Consider the following 15,399-nt stretch of genomic DNA (forward strand, 5'->3'; position numbering starts at 1 on the left):
CCTCAACTTCATGGATGCGTATATATCGGAACGCGTTTAAAAAATAGCTTCAATGCTTGCCAGTAAATCCCGCCGACGGTTTTAAGCGTCATGCTGGGTATACTCCTTAGCATTTTCTTTAGCTGTCGAGAGTCCAAAGTAAGCTTTTGCATATCAATGGAGGCCTCAAAATGTTTTGTCTGCTTTAAGCACGACAGATGCAGGCGAAGACTGTCGCTGGGTTGTTGAATCTGCCAACGGTAGGTCATGTCTATTGGATTAAATGGTGAAACATGAAAAGCCTTTTCACAATCTTTCTGCTTGCTCAAATCGACCAAATAGCAATGCCTTTCATTCCAAGGTGTATTGGATACTTCCGCCAGCATGTGCGTAAATTGTTTATGTGCGTTTCTCAAGTAATAGAAATTGACAGGGCTAAAGTACAAACCAAAGGTGCGAACTTGGCCCAGTAGAAATACATCGCCTTCTAAACGGCTTGGTAGCTCGTTTATATTGCATTTGTCATTGGCGCCTGCGCTGTTTAATGCATTCATTTTGGCGAGAACGGCGTCTTGCAAAGGTATGTTTGGATCGCCAAGATAATCGCTGCGTCTAAATCTGACGCTTGACCACTTGTCGCTGTCAAATACACTGAAGCTAGTAATCTCTTGGGACAGTCTTTCAAGCTCAGCCAGTTTCAGCCAGTATAAGAAGATTTGGTATTCAAAGGCGTGCACTTTGGGCACACTGCGCCGGTGATACACTTTTCCTTTATAAATTGCGCTTTCCAACGCCCCTTTCAGACTAGGCTCATTCATAAAGTGACACCAAAACGCTGACAAACATCCAGTGCACTGCGCACGCCATCTTCATGAAAGCCGTTGTACCAATATGCCCCACAAAAATGCATTCCATCCACGCCACATACTTCCTTGCGACGCCCTTGCGCTTCTACCATTTGAGGACTGAACTGGGGATGAGCATAATAATAGGTACCAAGTATCTTATCCCTATCAATCTTAGCGGTATCGTTTAACGTCACGCAAAATGTCGTTTCAGCGTTTAGTCGCTGCAATATATTCATGTTATAAGACACCGCAGCAGGCGCCAAAGACTCTCCTTCAGTGCCTTTAATCCGGTAATTCCAACTTGCCCACGCTAGCTTGCGTTCAGGTAAGATGGAAGTGTCAGTATGCAAAACTACCTCATTCATAGAATACGGTATCGCGCCTAAGACATCATGCAGTTCCTCAGCATTTTCGAAGCTTTCTAAATCAAGTAACTTGAGAGCTTGGTCGCTGTGGCAGCTCAATATCAGCTCATCAAAGTGCTCATCACCTTGGGCGCTAACAACACCAAACCCGTGATCTGTTTTATAAATATTTGATACTGGGCAATTCAGATGTATTCTGTCCTTGAACGATTCCGTTAATGGCGCAATATAACTTGAAGAACCACCCACTAGGGTGTACCACTGAGGCCTATTACTTACATTGAGCAAGCCATGATTATTGAAGAATTTCAAAAAGAAACTTAAGGGAAAGTTTGCGGATGCTTCTAGACTTGTTGACCAAATTGCCGCGCACATTGGCAGAATATAATTATCGATAAAGTGCTGGCTAAGCTCGTGCTGGCGAATAAACTCAATCAATGTGATGTTTTGCGTATCCGCTTTATCCTCTATCGCTTGTTTGCACACTTTGTTGAATTTCAGAATATCCAGCACCAGTCTCCAGAAGCGCGGAGATAGTAGATTACGGCGTTGTGCGAATAAGCTATTTAAATTGTTGCCATTGTACTCAAGTCCGTTGCTTTCATTGTGCACACTAAAGCTCATTTCGGTCGCTTGAGTCTGAACATTGATGGCCTTCATCAATTTAATGAAGTTAGGATAGGTCCAGTCGTTGTAGACGATGAATCCCGTGTCAATCTTATATGATTGATTGTCTATACTAACTGCCTTAGTCGCAGTATGACCGCCGATATAGTCATTGGCTTCAAATAGGGTAATGTCATGGTGTTTATTCAGTAAATAAGCGCTGGTTAAACCTGATATTCCGCTGCCGATTATAGCGATGCGTTTGCTCATTGACTTCGCTTCGCTTTGCTGCGCATGCCGATACAAATCTTGCGCTGAACAAATTCAGGCATCAGGTTAAGGAAACGGATAAATAAACTAAAACGCCGAGGAAAGTAAACGCTCGAACGATTACTCAAGATGCCGTCAAGCATATATTGTGCGGCTCGTTTCGACGAAATCGCCATGGGCATAGCAAAATCGTTTTTGTCAGTAAGAGGGGTTTTGACAAATCCCGGCGAAACGCTTTGAACATCAATTCCTTTGGAAGCAAGGTCAACCTCAAAGCTTTTTGCGATATAGTTTAAAGCTGCTTTACTCCCGCCATAGGCTTGGCTGCGAGTAAAGGGTAACAATCTAGCTAAGCTATCGACAAAGACAATTTTGTCACCGCGCTTTGCCCTGCCAATGAGAGTTGATGCGACATTGACCGCACCAAACACGTTTATCTCAAACACTCTTCGGAACATATCAGCTTCGATGTTTTTTATGTCGACATATTCACAAGTCCCCGCATTGATGACTGCAATGTCAAAATCAATGTCGCTAAGTGCAGCCTGAGTAGCATCAAGGTCGCTAGCGTCGAATTTGCAGGTAGTGATATTTGGATTCTCTGCAAGCTCAGACAGTTTTTGTTCGTTTCGTCCGCATGCAATAACACGGTATGAATGACTGGCTGCATGTATAGCTAAGGCTTCACCGATTCCAGATGTGGCTCCTGTAATAAGAATACGTTTCATTAACTTAGCTTTCCTTTAATTGCTTTTATAAATCGACCTAGTAGCGGCACGTGCTCATATACCATTTGACCAAGGTCATAATAATCGCGGTGATAGGATATTTTTTCATCCGTGATTCGCAACACAGTGAGGCCATCCACCGCAACCGGCTTGCCCTTATTGATGCGTTGAGAAGTGAATCGCATTGTCCACACAACTACATAGCCGCTGGGTCCTGTTGCCTCTTTGCTGTGGATTTCAAATTCACAAAATTTGGCGTTATTGAGCAGTTTTGAGAAATAGTGTTTCACCGCTTCAAGTCCGTTGTGAGAAGCGATCGGATCTATAAACTCGACATCTTTAGCATAAATATTTTGAAGGTGGCCAACCTGCATACTTTGCAAGTCAGTGTAAAATCTGGAGAATTCGTCAATCAGCTGCATATTATTAAATTTAATGATTTTTAGAATTTACTTGACTGATTATAGTCAAGATCAGCAAATTAACTTTTTTTAATTCATATAGCTATGGATCTAATCGAACTTCTAAATAGTACAAAAATCAGATATGTCAAATTAGGTCAAAAGTTATGCAATTCCCGCTGTTTCCCCTGTCTTCACATATTCTACCCGAGGGACGGATGGCGCTAAGGATTTTTGAGCCGCGCTATACACGAATGGTCAAAGAAGTGTGCGAAGCCGACACGGGTTTCGTGGTGTGCATGATTAACAGCAGTGGTGACAAAACGAATAACACACACATTTTTCCGTTGGGTACATTTTGCAAAGTGATTGATTTCGACATCTTAGAAGACGGATTGCTTGGTGTAACAATTGAAGGGCAATATTGCGTATCGATAAACAATATTGAAACGCAATACGACGAGCTTAGGATAGGGCAGTGCACAACCTGCCCAGACTGGCACTGTGAGTCAGACCCTGAGGAATTAGCGCCAATGACGGAGCGATTGATCGAAGTGTTCGAGCGATATCCTGAAGTAAGTAAATTATATGACAATGCTAAATTCGATGATTCTGTCTGGGTAGTTAACCGTTGGCTCGAGTTGTTACCGGTGGGCGCAGAGCAAAAACAACATTTCATGGCGCAGCGTGATTGTAATCGCATAGTAGAATATCTGTCGCAGCTCATTGACTAAGGGGCGATCGCTTTCCCAGCTCCTTCACTTAGTAGCTGTATTGCTTAGTCGACGTTTACCCTGAAATCCAGCTAAGACTTCAAATTTCTTCATTACAAATATTTCACTTATTGGATCAAAAACTTTCGCTATACTCAATCTCTACTATATTACAAGTATGACAGGGTGAATTAGATGCTTATCGGAATTTCGTTGGAAGACAAGAAACACGATTCAATAAAACCAAAAGATTGTGCTGCTGAAATGTCCGCATACTTGAACACGGTGGCCGCTGACCGATGCAAAGTATCGTTTTCAAAAGTGTTCGGATACTTTGCACCCAGACTGCGTTCGTACGCGCTTAAACAAATGGGTAACGAAGCACTAGCAATGGAGCTTGTGCAGGACACCATGTCAAACGTTTGGCAGAAAGCCCATCTTTTCAACTCCGATAAAGGTAGTCCATCTACTTGGATCTTTACGATCGCACGTAATATTCGATTTGATATGCTTCGCAAATTGCAGAATCGCAAGGAAGATGTGTGTTCTGATGATCTTTGGCCAATTTTGTGCGAGCAAACAGCCGATTTAAACGAAGCACCTTTAGACGAGCAAATTACCTTGGAAGAGGTTGGTCAGTATTTTGAGAATCTTCCGGTTAAGCAACAAGCGGTTGTTGAGGCTATCTATATCGATGGGAAATCTCAGCAAGAGGTTGCAGATGAGCTGGCAATTCCGTTAGGAACTGTAAAATCCAGAACACGACTTGCTCTTCAGCGATTGAAGGAAATGCTTAAAGAACATGATTAGATTTCACCCAACTAATCAGACGCTGATTAGTTTTGCTGAAGGGCTGATTGCGCCAAATGAATCATTAATAATATCCGCGCATTGCGACTTGTGCGTCTGCTGTCAATCAAAAGTTGACAGCATGATTGATTCAGCTGCTGAAAATGTATTCGATGTCGAAACAATTACTCCAACCACTATCGATAATGAGTTGGGTAACATGTTTGATGCGATTACGAGTCGCCCATCTAGTACGTTGACCTCATCCTCTCCCCCTGAACTGCTTGCCACCTTAGAACTAAACGGTATGGAATTTTCAATTCCTAATAGCCTGCAAAGATTGTGTGCTCACGCTGGCAACTGGACTCAGATTGTTGGGCATTTATGGCAAGCACCGGTTGCCATAGGCGGAAAAAATATTGCTAATTTCATATACATGGAAAAAGGGGGCAGTGTTCCAGAGCATACGCACATTGGTCATGAGCACACCTTGGTGTTGGATGGTCATTTTAGCGATGGCATTAACGAATATGATACAGGCGATTTCATAAGCCTTAATGAAAGCAATAAACACGCACCGTTTACAGAGAATGACGATGGGTGTTTGGTATTTAGTGTGATAGATGAGCCACTGCATTTTACCTCAGGGTGGGCAAAAATTATCAACCCACTCAGTCATCTTTATTTCAAGGTGTCCACTAAATAGCCTTTGAACACTTGGGTTTTCGTTTAGTCGATAAATTCGCTTTGCGGAAAGTTTAAAACCAAGGTCTTCATCGCATTCTCTTTTAATTCTTCCAGCCCAAGTTGGTCATAACTAGATACCATTATTTCCAGAGCATTTTGAATTTGAGGTGTATCTGGATAGTGCTCTAGCACATATCGCCCGCGATTTGCAGCTGCTACATAGGCTTCTCGCCTCATATAAAAGCGAGCAACTTCAATTTCGTATTTTGCTAAACGGTTTTTGATTGCCAGCATGCGCTGTTTGGCATCAGTCGCGTATTTAGACTCAGGGTATTTTTCTAGCAGCCTTCTGAAGTCTTCAAATGCTTCTTTGGACTTGGACGGATCACGGTCAGAACGGTCTACCCGAAGTAGGCTTTGAAACAGGTTCGCATCCTGCTCCATGTTGGTGACACCTCGCATATACAGAGCGTAGTCAACATCCGTATGATTTGGATTTAACCTGACAAAGCGATCAACGGTTGCTAAGGTTTGCTCGGTGTTGCCTGATTTATAGTAACTATATATAAGATCCAATTGCACCTGATGTGACAAAGGACCAAAAGGAAATCGTGAGTCAATGGCACTCAGTATGGAAGCGGCTGCAGTAAAGTTGCCCACTTCCATATTTCGCTTAGCATCCTCATAAAGGGCAGTCGCTCCCTGATTCGCGACCAGTTCTCGCTGATCCTCTTCTGAGCTACTACAGCCGCCTAATCCAAATGCTGCAATTGCGACCATGGCAAGAGCCCAATATCTAATTTCCTTCATTATTTTATTTATCTCACACTACAAGTTGGGGATATTTTACTACAAATACGCGCTGGCAAACACTTATATACTCTGCTTTTGTGCTCGTTGCTTGTTATACTGATGCGAAGCCAACCGATGATGTAATTTATGCCTGAGCAAGTCAACTCAATTTCACTTAATGCTGAAGTTCCGCCCGAAGCATTTAACACAAGACTAGACCAATGCATTGCGCAATTGTTCCCCGAATATTCTCGCTCTAAATTGAAGGAGTGGATACTTGCTGGCAACGTGTGTGTTGATAAAAAAGTGATAGACACCCCGAGACAAAAGTTGAAAGGTGGGGAACATATTGCCATTTTTGCTGAGCAAAAGGTGCAGGTTCACGATAAAGCAGAGCCGATTGCTTTGGATATTGTCTTTGAGGATGATGACATTTTGGTGATAAACAAACCAGCCGGTCTGGTTGTCCATCCAGGCGCAGGAAATCAATCTGGTACACTCTTAAATGCGCTTCTTGCTCATGTACCAGATATTGATAATGTGCCGCGAGCAGGTATAGTGCATCGCTTAGATAAAGACACGACTGGTTTAATGGTGGTTGCGAAAACTATGTCCGCGCAAACTCATCTGGTTGATCAACTACAGTCGCGAGAGATGGGCCGTGAATATGAAGCAATCGTATTAGGTAATCTGATAGCCGGCGGAAGCGTTGATGCTAGTATCGATCGCCACCCTACCAAACGAACGCTCATGGCAGTAAAAGAAAGTGGGAAAAATGCAGTCACTCACTATCGAATTAAGAAGAAGTTTAGGGCACACACTTATTTACGGTTGAAGCTTGAGTCTGGTCGAACCCATCAAATTCGTGTGCATATGACGCATATTCGCCATCCTTTGGTGGGTGATATTCAGTACGGTGGAAGAACTCGACTGCCCAAGCGAGCAGACGATGCCTTTATCCAGGTTCTGCGTAATTTCAATCGCCAGGCGCTACACGCTATTCAATTGACGCTCATTCATCCAAGAAGCAATGAAAAAATGACATGGCAAGCACCTCTTCCTGAAGATTTCTGTCAATTACTGCACGCGCTTGATGAGGATGGTCAGCTTAATGGGTTTGATTCGTAGTCATGAATGTGATTCGACCCGAACGCAAGCTTGCACCTAATGTAGAGTGTTTTACAAGTACTCGGCAAGGCGGGTTAAGTAGTGCACCGTATGAATCTATGAACCTTGCGAAGCACGTAAATGACACGGTTGCAAATGTGGAAGAAAATCGCAAACGCTTGCATGCATTTATCTTAAATCAAACAAAGCACGGCACAGCCACCCATATTCATCGGCCCGTTTATTTAACTCAGTGCCATTCTTCACGCGTTGCAGATTTTGATAAAAGCTCAGATATAGATACGCAAAGCTATGACGCGGTCATAAGCCATCGAGTAGGCAACCCCTTGCTTATCATGACAGCAGATTGCTTGCCCATAGTGATTGTCGATGGGCATTCCCCAAACCAGCACCAAAGCGAGTTTCGGTATGCGGCGATTCATGCAGGCTGGCGAGGACTTGCTGACAATATTATTGCAAAGACGCTTGCATCTTTTGACCGCCCCCTAAACAATCCAAGGGTATGGATTGGTCCTCATATTTGCGCAAAACACTTCGAAACGGGAGGGGATGTCGTGGATCAGCTTTCTCCCTATACTCAGAGCGTTGCTCGTAATCAACAAACGCAAAAGTATCATGTGGACCTAGCGGATATTGCATCACAGCAGATGCGCCAAGAAGGTATTAAAGACATACAAGTATCTCAGCAATGCACGTATTGTAATGATATTTTGTTCTCGTTTCGGCAAGCCCATCATATGAAACAGGCCGATTGTGGACGCATGGCAACGGTCGTTTTAGCTTATTAAGCGTGCCAAATTAAACCAATTAAATAAATGGCTTGAAATGACCCCCTGTATACCCATATCCATTGCATATACGCTTTAGGAGAATACAAATGCGTTTAGACAAATTCACAAGCAAATTTCAGCTTGCTATATCCGACGCCCAGTCTCTTGCTTTGGGCAGGGATAATCAATACATAGAGCCTGTCCACCTTTTATCTGCGCTGCTTAATCAGGAAGGGGGAAGTGTTCGCCCACTTTTTGATCAGACAAACCTGAACGTCAATAGCCTGCGCTCTACCTTAGCTGAAGCCATTGACAAGCTGCCAAAAATTCAAGGTTTCGGGGGCGATGTTCAGCTAGGTCGTGAGACAGTCAAACTGCTAAACATGAGCGATAAAATATCTCAGCAGCGAAAAGATGACTACATTACATCTGAAATATTTGTGCTGGCAGCCGTTCAAGATAGCGGCTCACTTGGCAATTTACTCAAACAGCTCGGACTTAATCAAAAACAGGTTGAAGACGCCATAGAGAAAATTCGTGGCGGTCAAAAGGTCACGGACCAAAATGCCGAAGATGTGCGTCAAGCACTCGAAAAGTACACCTTAGATCTCACTGAAAGAGCAGAGCAAGGAAAACTCGATCCCGTGATTGGTCGGGATGACGAAATACGACGAACCGTTCAGGTGCTTCAAAGACGCACCAAAAACAATCCCGTGCTGATTGGGGAGCCTGGTGTGGGCAAAACAGCAATTGTTGAAGGTTTAGCGCAGCGCATTATTAATTCGGAGGTACCAGAGGGGCTCAAGAATAAACGAGTTCTTTCGCTTGACATGGGTGCCTTACTGGCAGGGGCGAAGTACCGAGGCGAATTTGAGGAACGATTAAAAGCGGTCCTCAATGAACTTAGTAAAGAAGAGGGGCGGGTTATTCTCTTCATTGATGAGTTACATACGATGGTTGGCGCAGGTAAAGGTGAAGGGGCAATGGACGCGGGTAATATGCTTAAACCAGCCTTGGCTCGAGGAGAGCTTCATTGTGTTGGCGCAACCACGCTAGATGAGTACCGACAGTACATTGAAAAAGATGCAGCCTTGGAAAGACGGTTTCAAAAGGTTCAAGTCGATCAGCCTAGTGTCGAGGATACAATAGCCATTCTCAGGGGCTTAAAAGAGCGGTATGAACTGCATCATTCAGTTGATATAACCGATCCGGCTATTGTTGCCGCTGCTAGCCTATCTCACCGCTACATCAGCGATAGACAACTACCCGATAAGGCGATTGATTTAATCGACGAGGCTGCATCGAGTATTCGCATGCAAATCGATTCAAAGCCAGAAGAGATGGATAAGCTCGAGCGCCGAATTATTCAACTTAAACTTGAGGAGCAAGCGCTCGCCAAAGAAACAGATTCTGGAAGTTTAAAACGATTAGAAAGTATTGAACTGGAGCGTGAACAGCTTGAATTCAAATTTGCAGAGCTAGAGACAGTTTGGAATAAAGAAAAAGATGCAATGCAGGGCGCGCAAGGCATCAAAGCTGAATTAGAGCAGGCAAAACTGGATTTAGACATTGCTAGGAGAGCATCGGACTTGAGTCGAATGTCTGAATTGCAATACGGTAAGATTCCTGAATTAGAGCAGCGCCTTGAAGCCGCTAATGAGTCAGACACGTCTGAAAATTCACTACTGAAAAACAAAGTGACAGATATAGAAATTGCGGATGTGTTGTCTCGATGGACTGGCATTCCAGTGAGTAAGATGCTCGAAAGTGAAAAGGCAAAATTACTTGCAATGGAGGAAGTCATTGGCAACCGAGTGGTAGGTCAGCGCGAAGCAGTAAATGCGGTATCTAACGCAATCAGACGCTCTCGTTCTGGACTTGCTGACCCAAATAAACCTACGGGCTCATTTTTATTTCTGGGGCCAACGGGGGTGGGTAAAACCGAGTTAAGTAAAGCGTTGGCCAGTTTTATGTTTGATTCTGAGCAAGCACTTATTCGAATTGATATGTCTGAGTTTATGGAAAAACACTCGGTTGCACGTCTAGTTGGCGCGCCTCCCGGCTATGTTGGGTATGAAGAGGGTGGCTATTTAACTGAGGCAGTTCGTCGTAAACCGTATTCCGTTATTTTGTTGGATGAAGTGGAAAAAGCACACCCCGATGTATTTAATATTTTGTTACAGGTGCTTGACGATGGTCGACTGACAGATGGACAAGGGCGAACCGTCGACTTTAAAAATACGCTGATAATCATGACATCGAACTTGGGCTCTGATCGAATCCAAGCGCAAGTAGGAACAGATGAACAGAATGAGGCCAGTTATGCTCAAATGAAAAGCAGCGTCATGGAGGTGGTTGGCAGCCATTTCCGACCAGAATTTATTAACCGTGTGGATGATATTGTCGTCTTTCATTCGTTAGATAAAGCACAGATAAAAGCCATTGCAAAAATACAGTTAGCAGGGTTACGACAACGCGTACACGAAATGGGTATGAAGTTTGAGATAAGTGGCGCTGCCTTAGATAAAATCGCTGAGGCAGGTTTCGACCCTGTTTATGGCGCCAGACCGTTAAAGCGAGCTATTCAGACTAATATCGAAAATCCATTGGCAGAAAAGTTACTTGCAGGGGAGTTTTCTGGAGACCATGGGATACGAATTGACGCGGAAAATGGGCAGGTCATCATTAACTGATGAACTGCTTTTAGCTTAAATCTACATTAGGTCATCAAGCGCTTTTTGTGCTTTGTCTCGGTCTAAAAATCTATCTTTAGATTGCACAGCTTCGGTAAGCAAGTTCTTGGCTTCAGTATGGCGTTCTAGCATTTTTAGCGCTAAAGCTAGGTGATATTGAATTTGTGGATTATTTGAATCTAAGGAATATGCCTGCCTGAGAAGCTTAAGCGCAGAAGCAGGTTCATTCGCCTGTATTTCAAGATATCCCATCGTATCCAAAATGTTTGCTTGATCACCGCCTAAGTCAGATGCCTCGGAGACAAGCTGCTTTGCTAGCGCCAAATTTGAATCACTTTTAAATGCAATTAATGCTAGATTGTTGAGCACCGCAGCACGGTTTGGATAGCTTTCGATTTTAGCGATAAACTCATATTGTTCTCTCGCTGATGCGTAGTCTTGCATTAGCATCGCAATATCGCCAACAAGATTCCGGGTTACGATGTTATTTGGATATTTTTCAAGATGTAATTTTGCAAGGGTAATGAACTGCTCTGTTTCAACATCGTTTTCAATAGCAAGCTGGTATAGCTTGGTTAGGGCGAGTAAATAAGTATCATCGAGCTTGTAGGCTTCGAGGTAAAACCGATGTGCGGTTTCATAATCATTGTTTTTTCTTGCCAATTCACCGGACAATAGCTGAACAATTGGATTTCTTCCCCAATCACGCCTAAGGTTCGTCGCCAACGATTCGGCGCTTTCAAAATCCTGTTTTCTCATCAGCAATTTAAGCTGTTCAAGCTTAGCGAGAAATGTATACTCTTGCTGCTTTTCTAGCTCGACAAGTGTTTTCATCGCGCCGTCAAAGTCTGAAGCTTCCACTTGCAACCTTGATAGTCTGACTAGCTTTTCAGGTTGTTTGCTCCAAAGACCATACAATATATTTAGCTGCGAGATGGCTTTATCAACTTTTCCCGTTTGGATCAGAAGGCGCGCTTGCTCTTCCAAGTAAACAGGAGCGAGGAAATGATTTCTTAAAAGTGCGTTTAGCTCCTTTATCGCTCCATCCAGGTCTCCTAATTGCTTGTAGGTTTGCACAAGTAACTCAGAAACGAACCGGTTATCCACTGTCAAACCAGCGGCCCTATCTAATACTTCTTTTGCAGGCTCTGGCTTGGCTTGTGCCAAAAATGCTTGGGAGAGAAGCAAAGCATACGCAACGCTATCTCTATTGGCGGAATAGAGCGCTTCTGCAATTTTTTCTGCTTCCTCAAACTTCCTTAAACTAAGCATGCTTAAAGCTTTTAGCTCCAGAGCGTTAGCGAGTTTAGGCTGGGTAGCAAGTATCTGGTCTATAATAATGCCTGCCGAAACCGGCTCACCAGAAGCGATAAGAATTTCAGCCTTTTTAAGCAAACCGTCCATATCATCAGGGTTTTCGCTCAGAAATGTAGCTAAGCGTTCCAATGCCTTTTCATAATCACCAATCTGCTGCAACAGGTTTACGTGGAACAGTACAAAGAGCTTAGCGCTTTGATTACCAAAATTACGGTTGAAGATTCTAAGTGCCTGTTCATTTTCATTTCGAACCTCAAGTGAACGAATTTGTGCAAAAAGAATGTTTGGTTCATCTCTTCCAAACTCATCATCAATTTCTTTCAACAATAAATCGCATTTACTGGCTCTTGGCGAGCGCATGTACAAATTGCAAAGCTTCAAATTAAGATTTAAATCGTTTCTGAATAGTGTTCGGTTTTTATCTAATAAATTTAGGGCTTGAAATTCTTGATCCATCGCGATGTAAGTATCGGCTAAAAGACTTATCGCATTCACATCTGTTTTACGTTGTGACAAATACGATTCGAACTGCTGTGCCGCTTGCTCGTACTGACCATTGAGATAGGTAGCTAATGCTTGTACAAAAGATAACTCGGCCAAATCCGCTTTAATCTCGTCTGGTAGCAGTGATAACTGTTGGTTAATTTTGTCAAGAACACCTGTGGGCAGATTGCCGTCTATCTTTTCGTCTAGTTTGGCGAGCAAAACCAATGCAAAAGGGTCGTCGGGAGTGTTTTCGACAATTTGTTTGACCACCGTTCGGGCATCGTCGTGCCTGCCTGCTTTGATATAAGCGTTGGCAAGTGAGCGCTGAACTAGGGGGTCTGATACTGACATAAAGTTAGCCTGCTCAAACTTCTCGATGGCAAGCCCAAGGTCATTGTAGCTATTTGCTAGAACGCCCTGAGCATAAACCGTTTTGTAATCATTTGGTGCTAATTGAGTAAGCTTCTCAATCAAAGTTAATGCTTTTTGTTCTTGACCAGTAAAAATATAATGATAAAAGACTGACTGCAGCACTCTATTATTATCGCCAAAGCGCAATAATGCTTCCTCGTAGTATTTATCTGCACTGCGTTCATCATTTATAGCAATCGAAGTGGTTGCTTTTACCAAAAGTAAATCGAGCGCGTTAGCTTCATTTAAGGATGCATCATCAATGGAGAAGACTTCATTTGTATCATCAACGTACAGGTAGGACTTTGCCAGAGTACTGATGATAAGGTTGGGATCTGCACCGGCTTGTAAAGCCTCCTCTAATTCTGTAATTGCAGCTCGAGCAAAGCCTTGTAAATACAATACTTTACCCATTAAAATCTTAGAAGGTAAATGATCATTATCCTCTTGCAAAGCATTCTTTAAGTGAATATACGATGCTTCAATGTCACCATCGTTATATTCAAGTAATGCTTTTTCATAATTACTCGATGCTTGGGCAAACCCATATCCACAAAAAGCAACCATTAAAACCAAATAAACGACTTTCAATATATTTACCTCTAATTCAATTCGTCTATAGTATATTCGTGTTGAAGGTCGAAAACAAAAAAGGCCTCCGAAGAGGCCTTTTGAGCATTTTTACTTTTTATCGAAACTTACGCCCTGCTAGCAAGCCCACAGAGAACAGCATCAGCAATCCGATCGTGGCTGGAGAGCTAACCATCCCGACTGGAGATGTTTTCGCGAATACCAAATTATTGATGGCGCCAGACCCTGGCATGTTAACGACAAGTTTAGTTACATTAAACATGTTGCTGTAACTAACTCGTTCGTAGCCAGCATTACCTGTATTAGGCACACCCGCTTCTACAATGCTGTTGTCTGCCAAATGGAAATATAAGCGAGTCGCAGCAGTAGGATTAGACCAGCCAGCTTCTACGTGCTCTATATCAAGAAAATCAAGACTTAAAATGCTTACTGGGTCAGCAAATTCAAACGTAAAGAATCCAGCTGGACGTTCACCTTCATCATCAGGAGCGGTGCACACGGTGCCTGAGCAAGTGTCGTTTTCATGAATAATCATTGCGTTGCCGGGACGATTCCATACGTGTTCTAATGACTCGTACCAAGCTAAGCCGTCGCCGTTGTTTGGAAAATCAGCGTTTAGGTCAGCGTAATAGTCTTGATACTCTGTTAGTGGCTGATAGGGGGCGTCAGCCTCGCGAGTAAAATGATTGTTGCGGCTGCTATCCCAGTAAAACTCTAGGTCGTTATCTCGAGATGCCCAATTATGAGTATCAAATGCCGATTGACGACCTGAGACATTATCACTGCCTGACTGTTCACATCCGCTGCCTTCAACTTGATTAGCTCCGTCTACGTCGCCATTCAAATTACATCCAGATATGCTCACACCCCAAGCGGCGTATTCGTTATCAATGATTTGTCCGTCTGCGATATGGTTACCGTTAGCGTCAAAATCAAAATCAACGATATGGACTCCTGCATGCGCTGCGGTTACTGTCGAAACACTTAATACGACCGCGAGTATGTTTCTAATGAGCGTCATTTTTTAGTAACTTCCTTTATCTATTATTAATTTTAAGCCAGCTAGCAAAAACCGAACCAATATTTATTTTCCATATTTTTCAGTAAGTTAGATCTTTCAAATATTAGGATCATGCATTGCTGTAAAAAAGATTGACAGATGTTACCAATGTGCAACACCTAAGTCAGCTTATTTATAGCAATCGAGGGGAATATTTTGACAGCAATGTTGCGCATTACATTATTTTGCTGTTAATAAATACGGTATACTACCCAAAAGGGGGAAACATGACCGACGATAAACAAAAGCGACGAGGCATTTACTTATTGCCAAATTTATTGACAACAGCTGGCTTGTTCTCTGGGTTTTATGCTGTCGTAATGTCGATGAATGCTAATTTCGAAAATGCTGCAATCGCAATATTTGTTGCTATGATCTTTGACGGCTTAGACGGAAGAGTCGCAAGAATTACTAATACTCAGTCAGCGTTTGGGGCAGAATATGATTCAATGGCCGACATGGTATCCTTCGGTGTCGCTCCTGCTTTGGTTGCCTATAATTATGGATTAACTGATCTCGGTAAAATAGGTTGGTTAGCCGCGTTTATATATGTCGCTGGCGCAGCTTTACGATTAGCTCGATTTAACACGCAAGTTGAAACATCCGATAAACGTTTTTTTCAAGGGTTAGCGTCTCCCGCTGCAGCAGCGCTCGTTGCCGGGATGGTTTGGTGTGGCATGGACTATGAGATTAATGGCGACGATTTTGGCTGGTTGGTTGCAATAATCACTGGGTTGTCTGGTTTGCTAATGGTTAGCAACTTTA

Annotated in this window: 14 protein-coding genes (1 of these 14 only partly in view); 7 read left to right on the top strand and 7 right to left on the bottom strand. The window is 43.2% G+C overall.

Annotation, left to right across the window (positions count from 1 at the left end):
- Positions 1–8: 8 nt before the first annotated feature.
- Genes PN836_RS18135 through PN836_RS18150 form a run of 4 tightly spaced genes read right to left on the bottom strand, consistent with a single transcriptional unit; the run spans position 9 to position 3,218 of the window.
- Positions 9–797, bottom strand: coding sequence for a DUF1365 domain-containing protein (locus PN836_RS18135; RefSeq protein WP_395341025.1), 789 nt, complete (start codon positions 795–797; stop codon positions 9–11).
- Entirely contained in the window at positions 794–2,068 is a 1,275-nt protein-coding gene (locus PN836_RS18140) for an NAD(P)/FAD-dependent oxidoreductase (RefSeq protein WP_395341028.1), read from the bottom strand. The genes PN836_RS18135 and PN836_RS18140 overlap by 4 nt, the downstream gene beginning before the upstream one ends.
- Positions 2,065–2,796, bottom strand: coding sequence for an SDR family NAD(P)-dependent oxidoreductase (locus PN836_RS18145; RefSeq protein ID WP_395341031.1), 732 nt, complete (start codon positions 2,794–2,796; stop codon positions 2,065–2,067). The genes PN836_RS18140 and PN836_RS18145 overlap by 4 nt, the downstream gene beginning before the upstream one ends.
- Complete coding sequence (locus PN836_RS18150; RefSeq protein WP_395341034.1) at positions 2,796–3,218, bottom strand: nuclear transport factor 2 family protein; 423 nt, start codon at positions 3,216–3,218, stop codon at positions 2,796–2,798. The genes PN836_RS18145 and PN836_RS18150 overlap by 1 nt, the downstream gene beginning before the upstream one ends.
- Positions 3,219–3,364: 146 nt before the next feature.
- On the opposite strand from PN836_RS18150, the gene PN836_RS18155 reads away from it, so the two are divergent.
- The 3 genes from PN836_RS18155 (at position 3,365) to PN836_RS18165 (ending at position 5,405) form a co-directional block, all read left to right on the top strand.
- Positions 3,365–3,931: an LON peptidase substrate-binding domain-containing protein gene (locus tag PN836_RS18155; RefSeq protein WP_395341037.1), complete on the top strand. Its 567-nt coding sequence runs from the start codon at positions 3,365–3,367 to the stop codon at positions 3,929–3,931.
- Between the two features lie 174 nt (positions 3,932–4,105).
- On the top strand, positions 4,106–4,720 hold the full coding sequence (locus PN836_RS18160; RefSeq protein ID WP_395341039.1) for a sigma-70 family RNA polymerase sigma factor: 615 nt from the start codon (positions 4,106–4,108) through the stop codon (positions 4,718–4,720).
- Positions 4,713–5,405 (top strand): ChrR family anti-sigma-E factor, encoded by a 693-nt coding sequence (locus PN836_RS18165; protein WP_395341042.1) that lies wholly within the window; start codon positions 4,713–4,715, stop codon positions 5,403–5,405. The genes PN836_RS18160 and PN836_RS18165 overlap by 8 nt, the downstream gene beginning before the upstream one ends.
- 23 nt (positions 5,406–5,428) lie before the next feature.
- Here PN836_RS18165 and PN836_RS18170 read toward each other — a convergent pair whose 3' ends face one another.
- Positions 5,429–6,196, bottom strand: coding sequence for an outer membrane protein assembly factor BamD (locus PN836_RS18170; RefSeq protein WP_395341044.1), 768 nt, complete (start codon positions 6,194–6,196; stop codon positions 5,429–5,431).
- Between the two features lie 129 nt (positions 6,197–6,325).
- Here PN836_RS18170 and rluD point away from each other — a divergent pair, with 129 nt between their 5' ends.
- The 3 genes from rluD to clpB all read left to right on the top strand — a co-directional run bounded on the left by rluD (position 6,326) and on the right by clpB (position 10,769).
- Positions 6,326–7,306 (top strand): 23S rRNA pseudouridine(1911/1915/1917) synthase RluD, encoded by a 981-nt coding sequence (rluD, locus tag PN836_RS18175; protein ID WP_395341046.1) that lies wholly within the window; start codon positions 6,326–6,328, stop codon positions 7,304–7,306.
- 2 nt (positions 7,307–7,308) lie between these two features.
- Positions 7,309–8,094 (top strand): polyphenol oxidase family protein, encoded by a 786-nt coding sequence (locus PN836_RS18180; RefSeq protein ID WP_395341049.1) that lies wholly within the window; start codon positions 7,309–7,311, stop codon positions 8,092–8,094.
- An 89-nt stretch (positions 8,095–8,183) separates the two neighbouring features.
- Complete coding sequence (gene clpB, locus PN836_RS18185) at positions 8,184–10,769, top strand: ATP-dependent chaperone ClpB (protein ID WP_395341052.1); 2,586 nt, start codon at positions 8,184–8,186, stop codon at positions 10,767–10,769.
- Between the two features lie 21 nt (positions 10,770–10,790).
- On the opposite strand, the gene PN836_RS18190 is transcribed toward clpB, so the two are convergent.
- Positions 10,791–13,574, bottom strand: a complete 2,784-nt coding sequence (locus PN836_RS18190) for a tetratricopeptide repeat protein (RefSeq protein WP_395341053.1) — start codon at positions 13,572–13,574, stop codon at positions 10,791–10,793.
- 97 nt (positions 13,575–13,671) lie between these two features.
- Positions 13,672–14,595: a hypothetical protein gene (locus PN836_RS18195; RefSeq protein ID WP_395341054.1), complete on the bottom strand. Its 924-nt coding sequence runs from the start codon at positions 14,593–14,595 to the stop codon at positions 13,672–13,674.
- A 266-nt stretch (positions 14,596–14,861) separates the two neighbouring features.
- Here PN836_RS18195 and pssA point away from each other — a divergent pair, with 266 nt between their 5' ends.
- Positions 14,862–15,399 carry the 5' portion of a CDP-diacylglycerol--serine O-phosphatidyltransferase gene (pssA, locus tag PN836_RS18200; RefSeq protein ID WP_395341056.1) on the top strand. Its footprint extends 263 nt past the window's final position, so the window shows 538 of its 801 coding nt (coding positions 1–538); it begins with the start codon at positions 14,862–14,864; its stop codon lies beyond the right edge, outside the window.

Origin of the sequence: Ningiella algicola, from assembly GCF_028401415.2 — a bacterium.
Lineage (GTDB): Bacteria > Pseudomonadota > Gammaproteobacteria > Enterobacterales > Alteromonadaceae > Glaciecola.